This is a genomic window from Hoylesella timonensis 4401737 = DSM 22865 = JCM 15640 (genome assembly GCF_000455445.1).
GTDB lineage: Bacteria > Bacteroidota > Bacteroidia > Bacteroidales > Bacteroidaceae > Prevotella > Prevotella timonensis.
This window is the reverse complement of sequence record NZ_HG417093.1, coordinates 235356-247705: the sequence shown is the minus strand read 5'-3', so window position 1 is coordinate 247705 and position 12350 is coordinate 235356. Positions and strand designations below refer to the sequence as shown.

Annotated in this window: 11 protein-coding genes and 1 pseudogene; 11 read left to right on the top strand and 1 reads right to left on the bottom strand. The window is 41.4% G+C overall.

Annotated features, from left to right (window positions below):
* Positions 1-52: 52 nt before the first annotated feature.
* The 4 genes from BN35_RS05645 to BN35_RS13800 are packed head-to-tail and all read left to right on the top strand — an operon-like array spanning position 53 to position 1903.
* A complete protein-coding gene (locus tag BN35_RS05645) occupies positions 53-736 on the top strand; it encodes a hypothetical protein (RefSeq protein WP_025072677.1) in 684 nt (227 codons plus the stop codon).
* A 59-nt stretch (positions 737-795) separates the two neighbouring features.
* Positions 796-1398 carry a MotA/TolQ/ExbB proton channel family protein gene (locus BN35_RS05640; protein WP_025072678.1) on the top strand — a complete coding sequence of 201 codons (603 nt, stop codon included), beginning with the start codon at positions 796-798 and terminating at the stop codon, positions 1396-1398.
* Positions 1395-1733 carry a DUF2149 domain-containing protein gene (locus BN35_RS05635; protein WP_025072679.1) on the top strand — a complete coding sequence of 113 codons (339 nt, stop codon included), beginning with the start codon at positions 1395-1397 and terminating at the stop codon, positions 1731-1733. The genes BN35_RS05640 and BN35_RS05635 overlap by 4 nt, the downstream gene beginning before the upstream one ends.
* Complete coding sequence (locus tag BN35_RS13800; RefSeq protein WP_154653955.1) at positions 1730-1903, top strand: hypothetical protein; 174 nt, start codon at positions 1730-1732, stop codon at positions 1901-1903. The genes BN35_RS05635 and BN35_RS13800 overlap by 4 nt, the downstream gene beginning before the upstream one ends.
* An 80-nt stretch (positions 1904-1983) precedes the next feature.
* Here BN35_RS13800 and BN35_RS12785 read toward each other — a convergent pair whose 3' ends face one another.
* Positions 1984-4497, bottom strand: a complete 2514-nt coding sequence (locus BN35_RS12785; protein WP_145992940.1) for a hypothetical protein — start codon at positions 4495-4497, stop codon at positions 1984-1986.
* A 390-nt stretch (positions 4498-4887) separates the two neighbouring features.
* Here BN35_RS12785 and BN35_RS14345 point away from each other — a divergent pair.
* From BN35_RS14345 to BN35_RS13685, 7 genes and pseudogenes are all read left to right on the top strand, one after another.
* Positions 4888-5145 (top strand): annotated as a pseudogene (locus BN35_RS14345) (helicase); the annotation flags it as partial.
* Between the two features lie 247 nt (positions 5146-5392).
* Entirely contained in the window at positions 5393-5611 is a 219-nt protein-coding gene (locus BN35_RS05620; protein ID WP_023057853.1) for a helix-turn-helix domain-containing protein, read from the top strand.
* A 37-nt stretch (positions 5612-5648) separates the two neighbouring features.
* On the top strand, positions 5649-8492 hold the full coding sequence (locus BN35_RS05615; protein WP_025072683.1) for a type I restriction endonuclease subunit R: 2844 nt from the start codon (positions 5649-5651) through the stop codon (positions 8490-8492).
* 12 nt (positions 8493-8504) lie between these two features.
* Positions 8505-9161 carry a cysteine peptidase family C39 domain-containing protein gene (locus BN35_RS05610; protein ID WP_018911431.1) on the top strand — a complete coding sequence of 219 codons (657 nt, stop codon included), beginning with the start codon at positions 8505-8507 and terminating at the stop codon, positions 9159-9161.
* Between the two features lie 7 nt (positions 9162-9168).
* Positions 9169-10722 (top strand): type I restriction-modification system subunit M, encoded by a 1554-nt coding sequence (locus tag BN35_RS05605; RefSeq protein ID WP_028901335.1) that lies wholly within the window; start codon positions 9169-9171, stop codon positions 10720-10722.
* A 39-nt stretch (positions 10723-10761) separates the two neighbouring features.
* Complete coding sequence (locus BN35_RS05600; protein WP_025072684.1) at positions 10762-11727, top strand: ORF6N domain-containing protein; 966 nt, start codon at positions 10762-10764, stop codon at positions 11725-11727.
* Between the two features lie 5 nt (positions 11728-11732).
* The coding region (locus tag BN35_RS13685; protein WP_044071280.1) for a restriction endonuclease subunit S at positions 11733-12350 on the top strand (618 nt) is incomplete at its 3' end.

Genomic DNA, 12350 nt, shown 5'->3' with positions numbered 1-12350 from the left:
TATTTTTCAGAATCAGCAAAGAGCAAAAAAAATAAACAATGAAATTGATAAAATGGTTACTGTCATAGCTATTCTTATGTTATTGGTTTGCTTCAATTTTCTATTGAAGCAAACCTTTGGAACGTGGAAAGGAATTGCAGTATACACCATGCTCATAGCAGTGTTTACGATAAGTACATGGAAAATCGCCATTAACCAATCGCGTACGCATATAGCCGAATGGTTAGCTTCTGAGACGATTATGCAAAATATGGCTGTCATACTCTCAGTAGACATTATTGTCCAATTGCTTTTTTGTATGGTTGCAGCGCGGGAAAAGACAAAGATGCCACAGGCTGCTACGTTTCGTCAAGAAATATATTACGCTATATTACAATGGTGGCCAGGCTTTGCAATCTTTCCTGTTGTTTTTGCCATGCTGGTTGAGTGCATCTTTGGCTTGCCCGGCCTCTCGTTCTCGCTCATAGCATATGTATTGGCGGCAGTATTTGTCGTATCCATACCATTGCTCACTTTTCTGTTGCGAAGACTTTTAGGCGATAGAGACGTACGCTTAGAAATGCTTTTCCTTTCAAATTTAATCGTGGCAATGATTGCCGTCGTGGCAACGGTTCGGGTATCAACGCCACAAAATAGCAATTCGCCAGTTAATTGGTTCGCTACGGCTGGAGTGACTTTGTTGCTTGCACTGGGCGTTTTCTTAGGGGCATTGATACGTTACATTAAAATAAAATAGGACATTGATAAATACATGATTGTAAAAACATCTTGATTGAAAACTAAATAAAAACAAATATGACTTATATTTCAGATTTTCTTTTTTGGATTACCACAGGACTTTTAATTCCTGTCATCGTAATTTTATTGTTGCTCTTTATCCGAGCATTACTTTTGTTAGGGACATTCTTCGGACAGTATCTTGGCATGCGACATACGGTGCGTGTCATTGAAAAGCATTTCGACACTCTTACCGTCGATGGATTGCCCAGTCTCAAAGAGCAGCTGCCTACGCAAAGAACGTCGCCTCTTTTGGTTTACGCGCATCGCATATTAGATGCGAAAGGAAGCGAGCAACACATTGAGAGGTTGCTTTCACAATTTGAAATAGATTATAATAAAGAGATAGGCGCGCCTGCCTTGTTGGCTAAATTAGGCCCACAGTTGGGACTTATGGGAACGCTTATTCCCATGGGACCTGCTCTTGTGGGATTGTCAACAGGCGACATTGCTTCTATGGCGTACAATATGCAAGTGGCTTTTGCCACAACCGTCGTAGGATTATTCTCGGCTGGCGTAGGCATGATAACAATGCAGGTTAAGCGGCGTTGGTTCATGCAGCAGCGCACGCAATTAGAGTTCTTGGCAGATTTAATCTTAGAAAACAAGGAGAGGGTATGAGAAGACGTCGCCGTTATGCATCATCTTCAAACGATGAAGATTTTAATCCCATGAGTGTGGTGGGCAATCTGTTTGACGTGTCTATGGTCTTTGCCGTGGCTCTCATGGTGGCATTGGTAACACGGTACAAGATGCCAGAGATGTTCAGCAGTCAGGATTTTACGATGGTAAAAAATCCAGGTAAGGAAAATATGGAGATTATTACCAAAAAAGGTAAAAAAATAGAGCGTTATACACCGTCCAACGATAAAAGTAATGCCGATGGTTCCAGAGGGAAAAAAATAGGAATAGCCTACGAATTAGATAATGGACAGGTGATATATGTGCCCGAATGAGAACTACTCATGGAAAGTTTTGCAGTAAAAGAATGATTACCGTTATCAGTCACCTTGAATGCGCTGTCGTCAGAAATAGCGATCCCATCTTCGCAGCTGCTTCTTTTCATCGGCTGGGATTCAACCGAACCTCCGCACTCACTGGTGATAGTTACCTTCTTGTCATATAAGCTGCGCAGAATAGTTTCAACAGAAACATCCGAAGATTTCGTCAGTATTGGACACGGCTGGTCGTTGACCAGGAGATTACTCAAAGAAGAATGGCGTTGAATATAGAACTGAAATGCCAACTGGAAAGAAGTAAACCTTTGTACTGATTGACGCTCTTGCCGTTGATACGGTAATCCAAGTACTTGCCACTGTATGTTAGGGACAGTACGTCGCCTTTGGCAACGGTAAACTGCTTTTGTTCGTCCACTTTTCCTTTAACAATGACCGTAACTGTGGAACCGTTCACAGAGAAACCGAAGTCGGGAAGCCCGCCCAGCCTGATGACTGAACTCATACCTGCATGATAGACGGATGTCATGTCGCTGACACTCCACGAGAAAGTGGATTCAGGAAACTTACCGGGGGAGTTAGCATATGACTCTCCTTTATTTTCAGACATGTTGGCTGTGAGCACGGTACCTCCTGTCTGAATGACATCAACGTGGTAGATACCGGGAAGAAGTTTTTTGATGGTAGCGTGATCAGTAGTCATCAAGCCCGATTGCACAAGGGAGTCTGTAACTAGACCTGAAACAGATTCAGCACGTACCTCATAGCGATAGGATGGATTGCCGAAGAGAACTTTCACATCAATACTGCCGTCTGCCTGTGGCTTACTATCTATGCAGCTGGCTGGCTTTGGCGTCAAACGAGCGAAGACGCCATCATGATAGCCGAAGGTAAATACATCACTGCCGTTACCGTCAGTGTCAAAGAATACGTTATGGAAGATAAACTTACCTCTCTTGGCATCCTGTTCACTGCAACGATAAACACGTACCGTCTCGGGATCCCATTCGCACTTTCCCGTGCCATCAATCAGCAAAAGGGCATTGGATGCGTTTTTAACGAACTGCTTATCTTTCAGCAAATTCGTGGCGAGCTCAATAACATTACCTGTCACACCGAATCCACTGGCGAGAACGTCTCTGATTTCCAGACGATAGGCATTGTCAATGGGACGGATGAAAGCAATTCGCTTAACTTCGTTTTCAGGAATATCCACAGTATACTTCACATCGCCTTCGGCTGATATGATGAGATGGAGCGCATTGCCTGTCTTGCGGATAATCATTCTTTCTCCTACGTTGATGGCACATAGGGCTTCTGTCTGTGGAATGCCTTTGATGATGGAATATACTTTTCCGTCTCTTATGCGATAGCCGTATACCGTGATGCTCTTCGCTTCGTCCGTGAAGCCCACATCAAAAGGACTGAAAGGGCAAAGCATGGAAATGCTTCCGTCTGTCCCGACAAGGGGCTTGCTGTATGCTACGGCTGTCATGTCCTTGTCATTTTGTAGGAGCGAGGTGAAATGTCCGTCGCGCTCAAAGTAAAACCCACTGCCACCCCATACGGCCGTCGTGTCAGCCGTTTCGTGTATATTGGTGGATGTGAGCCACTTTCGGTTCATGACATGCCAAGAGGAATATTTCTCAGGTATGCCGATGGCGGTGTTAACCCCATTGTCACGCCAAATCATATAGGACCCGTCCGGAATGGGACTGCCATGTTCCTGCCCGATAACTAATAAGCGGGATTCGGAGGAAAGGTTATAGGGCTTGGACTTGTAATAAGTATCATGGAGGGAAGAATACAGAGGTGTTTCCTCATAAGAGGTCGTTGACACGGGCTGGAAAAGCAACTCAACATCCTCACGAGCGATGCCCGTTACGCGGTGATGGTATGCAGCATTAGCTGATGCATCCCAAATGAGATTGCCACGTGGATCAAGGTAGGAACCTTTCAGCGTGACGCCGTACTTTAAACCAAGGTAACTTTCAATTCTAAGCCGCTCAGTATTGGTGAGATGGCGAGAGAATACGATAGCTTCGGGGCTGTAGCCATCAAAGATATTATTGCCAATATCGGTGGTGCTGAAAGCATTTTTGAGATTGACATCCTGACCGTTACAGGTGGAACCAACAGAATAGAAACCTCCACATTTCTCACCCCATACAGAACGCACGGCCTTGTTAGCTTTGATATAGGATACTATCCTGAGGGCACTTTCCTCAAATGTTTCCGTGGCTGTGGTGTCCACACTACCGTAAAGAAGATCTTGTCCGTATTCTTTGCCGTAATCCAACGTACTCGTGCCACTGACACCAACAGCTTTGTCCTTGGACATTAGGACACCGCTACCGGGACGACCACTCAACGTATACAGCACGGCATCCTTTTTGGCATCCGCAGGTTTGTGACAAAAGAGTCCGATAACGGTCGCCTGACCCAATGAACTGTATTTCATCAGGGAAACCTTGGGAGCATTTACTTGGGAGAGGTTAAGGGCAGGGCGGAAGTTAAACGTGCGCACATGCTGCTGGGACTGTATAAATTCCTTTCCATATCGACCGCTCTGTTTGTCCAAGATTCGTGAACGCACGGTATCCCCGGCATAGTCCCTCCAGAAGTAATTGCCAGTTAAATCCGTGTTCATGGGTACCGTCATGTGCCAGAGCTCCGCACCGTCAACGCCACCTGGCGACTGGGCTTCCACATATAGCGGGAAAGATAGCAGGAATAGACATAAGGATAGGTAATAGTTTCTCATAAGCTATTGTGTTTAGTGTCTTTATTTTAGACTTTCAAATAGATCCTCAGGTAAGTCTTCAAAAAATCTTTCTTATATTACAGGAAAATATGACGAAAATATATAAAACCAAATTGTTTACAACAAATTGTTCAGCATCTTTTTTCTCTGATTTTCATAATTTTTCCAATTTTTCCAATTTCATATAGTGAAGTTTTCTATGAATTTCTTGAAATCCGTATATCTTCTTGTGAAAAATTTATATCTTTGCAAACAAGAATAAAGAGTTCTTTGAGGCATTGCAAAAGAAAGAAGGAGAAAGAAACTCGCTCGTTTCCAAGTCGTTCACCTTTTATTATTCTTATTTATGCTTTCCTTTTGTAATCAGCCGATTACATTCGCTTCTATTACTTTTATGCGGAGATTTGCGATTTTCGCACTGCCAAGGACATCGGTATCGACCGCCCAGAGAAGAACGAGATACTACACAACATACCGCCCACGCCCGAACAGGAAGAATTTATCGGCAAACTGATGGAGTTCGCCAAGACGGGCAATGCCACACTCTTGGGACGTGCACCACTGAGTGAGAGTGAGGAAAAGGCGAAGATGCTTATCGCAACCGATTACGCCCGCAAAAGATTCAAAAATATTGTATCTTTCAGATAGTCAATAAAATAAGAATAAATAAAGGGTAAATGGGTTACGAGATGGAAACGAGCGAGTTTCTTTCCCTCTCTTTATTCTGCAATGCCTCAAAGAACACTTAACCTTATATAATGCAAAGATAATCGTTTTTCGATGAAATACAATTCTAAAACAAGAATTTTATACGGAAAAATCAATTACTTTTAAATATGGTTGGAGAAACAACCTTAAAAGTGTATCTTTGTACTTACCTACTCTGCAATATACAATGATAAATCAACAGAAAAAGGCGATAAATAGGATTAAAGCTGTTTTGGCAGAAAAACAATTGTCTGGCAAATGGCTGGCGAATGAAATAGGTCGTACAGAGAATACCGTTTCTCGGTGGTGCTCTAATAAAGTGCAGCCGTCCCTTGAGAACCTTCTTGAAATCGCCAAGGTGCTAAAGGTTGATGTGAGAGAATTACTTAGGTCAACCGAAGAATAACCTTATATGTTAAACAAATAATAACTAAAGAATAAATATGCCAGTACAAAGTGAAGCTGCTCTTGAGAACGGACTCATTGCTACTCTTCAGCAAATGAACTATGAATATGTACAGATTGAAGAAGAGAAAAATCTCCGGACAAATTTCAAAAGTCAACTTGAGAAACATAACAGGAAGAGACTGGAAGAGATTGGGCGTACCGAGTTTACCGAAGCCGAATTTGATAAAATCTTGATTTATCTTGAGGGTGGCACACGTTTTGAAAAGGCAAAGAAACTTCGTGACCTCTTTCCACTTGAACTGGATGATGGAGAACGCCTGTGGGTGGAATTCCTGAACCGCACCCACTGGTGTCAGAACGAGTTTCAGGTTTCCCATCAGATTACTGTTGAAGGAAGAAAGAAGTGTCGTTATGACGTGACAATACTTATAAATGGTTTACCTTTGGTTCAGATAGAGCTGAAGCGCAGAGGGGTAGAGCTGAAACAGGCTTACAACCAGATACAACGTTATCATAAGACCTCGTTCCATGGACTGTTTGACTATGTGCAGCTGTTTGTTATCTCCAACGGAGTAAATACGCGTTATTTTGCCAACAATCCGAATAGTGGCTACAAATTCACGTTCAATTGGACAGATGCAGCTAATGTACCTTTCAATGAATTGGAAAAGTTCGCCACCAGCTTCTTTGATAAATGCACGTTAGGCAAAATAATAGGCAAGTATATCGTACTGCACGAAGGAGATAAATGCCTAATGGTGTTGCGTCCTTACCAGTTCTATGCCGTTGAGAAGTTACTTGACCGTGTGAAAAATTCCAATAACAATGGCTATATATGGCATACAACTGGTGCGGGAAAAACGCTGACTTCATTTAAGGCTGCCCAGCTTGTAGCCGAATTGGACGATGTGGACAAGGTTATGTTTGTAGTTGACAGACACGACCTTGACACACAGACGCAATCCGAATATGAGGCATTTGAACCAGGTGCTGTTGATAGTACCGACAACACAGATGAACTTGTGAAGCGCCTTCATGGTAATTCCAAAATTATCATCACCACAATCCAGAAGCTCAATGCCGCTGTAAGTAAGCAGTGGTATAGCAGGCAGATTGAAGAAATCCGTCATTCTCGTATCGTGATGATTTTTGATGAGTGTCATCGTAGTCATTTCGGAGATTGCCATAAGAATATCGTCAGGTTTTTCGACAACACACAGATATTCGGATTTACAGGTACGCCAATCTTCGTTGAGAATGCTGTGGATGGTCATACAACAAAGGAAATCTTCGGCAACTGCCTCCACAAGTATCTGATAAAGGATGCTATTGCAGATGAAAATGTACTTGGTTTCCTCGTAGAATATTATCATGGCAATGCCGATGTAGATAATACTAGCCAAAACCGTATGACGGAAATTGCCAAATTTATCCTTAATAATTTCAATAAATCAACATTTGATGGCGAGTTTGACGCTTTGTTTGCCGTGCAGTCTGTGCCAACACTTATTCGATATTATAAAATATTCAAGAGTCTTGATCCCAAAATTAAAATAGGAGCCGTGTTTACATACGCATCTAACAGCAGTCAGGACGACGCCCTTACAGGTATGAATACTGGTAGCTATGTGAGTGAAAGCACGGGCGAAGCAGATGAGTTACAGGCTATTATGGATGACTATAATGACATGTTCGGTACAAGTTTCACTACAGAAAACTTCCGTGCATATTATGATGACATCAATCTTCGCATGAAGAAAAAGAAAACAGACATGAAGCCACTTGACCTTTGTCTGGTAGTCGGCATGTTCTTGACAGGCTTTGACAGCAAGAAACTCAATACACTCTATGTGGATAAGAATATGGACTATCATGGATTATTACAAGCATTCAGTCGTACAAACCGTGTACTGAATGAAAAGAAACGTTTTGGCAAGATTGTTTGCTTCCGTGATTTGAAAAGCAATGTGGATGCTTCTATCAAGCTTTTCAGTAACAGCAATAATCTTGAAGATATTGTCCGTCCGCCTTTTAATGAAGTCAAGAAGAATTATCAGGAACTTACGACAAACTTCTTAGAACAATACCCAACTCCCAGCAGCATAGATTTGTTGCAGAGCGAGAAAGATAAAAAGCTGTTTATCCTTGCATTCCGTGATGTCATTAAGAAACATGCAGAGATTCAGGTTTACGATGAATTTGAAGAAGATGCTGCAGATCTTGGTATGACAGAGCAGCAATTTATGGACTTCCGAAGCAAATACCTTGATATTTACGATACATTTGCCGGTAGCTGTAAGCCTTCAGAAGAAAATCAAACGCCTGACGAAGATACAGAGTCCACGGAAACTTCAACAGGGTCAGGTATTGATGATATTGATTTCTGTTTAGAATTGTTGCATAGTGATATTATCAATGTAACTTACATACTTGAACTGATCGCTGATCTTAATCCTTACAGCGCAGATTATAAGGAAAAACGTACGTATATTATTGATACGATGATTAAAGATGCTGAGTTACGTAACAAGGCAAAACTAATTGATGGCTTTATACAGCAGAACGTGGATGATGACCGAGATAACTTTATGGCACGCAAACAGAAGTTTGACGGTACAAGCGACCTTGAAGAACGATTGAACAATTACATCACGACTGAGCGGAACAACGCAGTAGATAAACTTGCAAAAGAAGAGGGCTTGGATGTATCTGTTCTCAATCATTACTTGTCTGAATATGACTACTTGCAAAAGGAACAACCAGAAATTATACAAGAGGCGTTGAAAGAAAAGCATTTAGGATTAATAAAAAGACGCAAAACATTGACAAGGATACTTGACCGCTTGCAATCTATCATACGAACATTCAGTTGGGAATAATTAAAAACATATATGAGTTCAATAAAAGTAATAGATTCAATACGGATAAGTCCTAAAGGTGTACTTGTCAAGGATGCAAATGGTAAATATGTTATATTACATAGACGTCAAGGACATATGGATGGGGCTTGCGCTGTTTATTCCTTGTCTATGGCGCTGTTGTGCATTGGTGCTGTCACCGAGGAAGACTTGGATATATTCAACAAGCCTGACAGAAGAACACCCAAAGGAAAATTTTTAAGCCATTTTCTTGATGAGCAAGGAATGGTAAGGTCTGGCTATTCCTATTCAACTCTTAGAAAAGAAATTAACGAGCAAAGTTTCGGGATAAGAGTCAGAAGGAGAAATCCACGAGACAAGGAGAAACTTATTGGTCTCATTGCAGATACGCTTGATGAGGACAAACCGGTTATAATATCAACTGTGTTTACTGATGGAGCTCACGCCATGCTTGCTGTTGGCTACGAATTTTGTGATAAGAATGGTGCAATTATGAAAATCTTATGCTTAGACCCCAGTGAAGAAGCACCTACATTTTCTTCATGGAATTGTATAATTGATGTTTCACATATACACAGCAAGTCAGAATTTCCATTTGATAACATAACAAAATCCCAATCATACAAAGTGGCATTGAGAGATATTTTAATAATAGAAAATAAGAAATAACAATAATATGAGCGAAGAATTACAACAGAAATTGCGTGACCAGCTTTGGGAAGTAGCCAATAAGTTGCGTGGAAACATGTCGGCAAGCGACTTTATGTACTTCACATTAGGCTTTATCTTTTATAAATATCTGTCAGAGAAGATTGAAAAACATGCCAATGACGCCTTAGTGGATGATGATGTAACCTTCAAAGAATTATGGACAATGGAAAAAGATACCGATATAGAAGAGCTACAAGAGAGCGTAAAGACCGAATGTATCGAAAACATTGGCTATTTCATAGAACCCAGCTTCTTGTTCTCATCCGTTATTGAGAGTATTAAAAAGAAAGAAAATATTCTGCCGATACTTGAGCGTTCTTTGAAGCGTATAGAGGACAGCACGCTTGGGCAAGATAGCGAAGAGGACTTTGGCGGTTTGTTCTCAGACATAGACCTCGCTTCGCCCAAATTAGGCAAGACTGCAGACGATAAAAACACATTAGTAAGCAACGTGCTTCTTGCCCTTGATGATATAGACTTTGGTGTGGAGGCCTCACAAGAGATTGACATTCTTGGCGATGCCTATGAGTATATGATTAGCCAGTTTGCCGCCGGTGCAGGAAAAAAAGCCGGTGAGTTTTACACTCCGCAGGAAGTAAGCCGTATCTTGGCTGAAATTGTAACCCTCGGCCATGCACGCCTTCGCAATGTTTATGATCCAACCTGTGGTAGTGGCTCTTTGCTGCTCCGTGCAGCAGGTATAGGGCATGCTAATGAGATATTCGGACAGGAGAAGAATCCCACGACCTACAATCTTGCCCGCATGAATATGCTCCTTCATGGCATCAAATTCAGCAACTTCCGTATTGAGAATGGCGACACACTCGAAGCTGATGCTTTTGGTGACACTCAGTTTGATGCCGTTGTTGCCAACCCTCCGTTCTCTGCAGAGTGGAGTGCTGCTGATAAGTTCAACAATGATGACCGTTTCAGCAAGGCAGGACGGCTTGCTCCACGCAAGACAGCTGATTATGCGTTCATACTCCACATGCTTTATCACTTAAACGAGGGTGGAACTATGGCTTGCGTTGCTCCTCATGGTGTTCTCTTCCGTGGAAATGCTGAGGGAGTAATCCGCCGCTTCCTCATTGAGAAGAAAAACTATGTGGATGCTATCATCGGTCTGCCTGCCAACATCTTCTATGGAACAAGCATCCCTACCTGTATTCTGGTGTTTAAGAAATGCCGTAAGGAAGACGACAGTATTCTCTTCATTGATGCCAGCAAGGATTTTGAGAAGATAAAGACACAGAACAAGCTGCGCCCACAGCATATTCAGAAGATTGTTGAGAGCTACCGTGATCGCAAGGAGATTGAGAAATACAGCCACCTTGCCACCTTGGAGGAGATAGCCGAAAACGATTACAACCTCAACATTCCTCGTTACGTTGATACTTTCGAGGAGGAAGAACCTATTGACATTCATGCCGTGATGAAGGAAATCAAGGATCTGGAAGCCAAGCGTGCCGACCTTGATAAAGAAATTGAAGGTTATTTGAAAGAATTGGGGATAATGTAAAATATGGAGTCGCAAGTTATAATGTCAAAATAAGAAGTTATGACGAAAGATAAGGAAAATACAGAACGCCAATCAACTGAACCAGTCGCAAATTGCGACCAGTTACCTATGGCGATAGAGCAACAACATTCTAGTCAGGATGATATTGCACGGCTTATTATGAATATAAGAGGTAAACAAGTGATGGTTGACCGAGACTTGGCTATCCTCTATGGCGTTGAAACCAAACGCCTTAATGAGCAAGTACGCCGTAACGTTGAGCGATTCCCTGAACGCTTTCGCTTCCAATTGACAAAGGAAGAAACTGATAAACTGGTCGCAAATTGCGACCGCCTTAATACGTTGAAGCATTCCACGGTTATGCCCTATGTCTTTACAGAACAAGGTATATCCATGCTTTCTACAGTGCTTCATAGTAAAATAGCTATTGCTGTTAGTATTAAGATTATGGATGCCTTTGTTGTCATGCGCCGTTTTGTAGCTTCCAATGCCCAATTGTTCCAACGGCTTGAAACAATTGAGTATCATCAGTTGGAAATGAAGCAACACCAAAATCTGATAGACAAACGCATTGATGAGGTTTTCAAACGATTAAATGCGAACAATCTACCCATACAAGGTATATTCTATGATGGTCAAGTATTTGATGCACACCGTTTCGTATCTAACTTGATACGAAAAGCCAAACACTCAATTGTACTTATTGATAATTATGTGGATGACACCGTGCTTACATTGCTTGACAAACGAGAGAATGGGGTAACAGCAACTATTTACACACAACGTATCAGTAACCAATTTAAGTTGGATGTCGACCGTCATAACTCTCAATATCCATTCATTGAGATAAAACAATTTAGCAAGGCACATGACCGTTTCCTACTTATTGACGACGAAGTATATCATATTGGAGCTTCTATCAAGGACTTGGGTAAAAAGTGGTTCGGCTTTACTCTCATGCACGACATTGCAGCAACTGAACTCATCAAGAAAATTACAGAATAATGGCTATGGCAGAAAATAAAGATAAAAAAGTCCTCAATGTCCCAAATCTGAGATTTCCTGAATTTGAGGGAGAGTGGGAGAAAAAACGTTTGGGGGATTTCACAGAACGTGTAAAGCGAAAAAATAAGTACAACTTATCGAAACTTCCTCTTACGATTTCTGCTAAATATGGTTTAGTAGATCAAATTACATTCTTCAACAAGATTGTAGCAAGCACAGATATGTCAAACTATTACTTGTTGAAAAAAGGGGAATTTGCTTATAATAAAAGTTATTCAAATGATTATCCGTGGGGTGCTATAAAAAGGTTGGATAATTATGAACAAGGGGTATTATCAGCTCTTTATATTTGTTTTGCAACGCAAGATAATGTTGAGTCAGATTTTATTCTACAATATTTTGAATCACCTAAATGGCACAAAAGTGTTTCTGAAATAGCAGTAGAAGGCGCACGAAATCATGGACTACTCAATATATCTGTTCAGGACTTTTTTCAAACATATCATCATGTACCCAAGGAGAAAAAAGAACAAACAAAGATAGCCACTTTATTGCATTTGATAGACGAACGCATCTCTACCCAAAACAAAATCATTGAGAAATTAGAAACCTTAATTAAGGGA

Coding starts and splice junctions, on each gene's coding strand:
- BN35_RS12785 (WP_145992940.1), bottom strand. CDS start 4,497: ATGAGAAACTATTACCTATCCTTATGTCTATTCCTGCTATCTTTCCCG.
- BN35_RS13800 (WP_154653955.1), top strand. CDS start 1,730: ATGAGAACTACTCATGGAAAGTTTTGCAGTAAAAGAATGATTACCGTT.
- BN35_RS05645 (WP_025072677.1), top strand. CDS start 53: ATGGTTACTGTCATAGCTATTCTTATGTTATTGGTTTGCTTCAATTTT.
- BN35_RS05605 (WP_028901335.1), top strand. CDS start 9,169: ATGAGCGAAGAATTACAACAGAAATTGCGTGACCAGCTTTGGGAAGTA.
- BN35_RS05615 (WP_025072683.1), top strand. CDS start 5,649: ATGCCAGTACAAAGTGAAGCTGCTCTTGAGAACGGACTCATTGCTACT.
- BN35_RS05620 (WP_023057853.1), top strand. CDS start 5,393: ATGATAAATCAACAGAAAAAGGCGATAAATAGGATTAAAGCTGTTTTG.
- BN35_RS05640 (WP_025072678.1), top strand. CDS start 796: ATGACTTATATTTCAGATTTTCTTTTTTGGATTACCACAGGACTTTTA.
- BN35_RS05610 (WP_018911431.1), top strand. CDS start 8,505: ATGAGTTCAATAAAAGTAATAGATTCAATACGGATAAGTCCTAAAGGT.
- BN35_RS05600 (WP_025072684.1), top strand. CDS start 10,762: ATGACGAAAGATAAGGAAAATACAGAACGCCAATCAACTGAACCAGTC.
- BN35_RS05635 (WP_025072679.1), top strand. CDS start 1,395: ATGAGAAGACGTCGCCGTTATGCATCATCTTCAAACGATGAAGATTTT.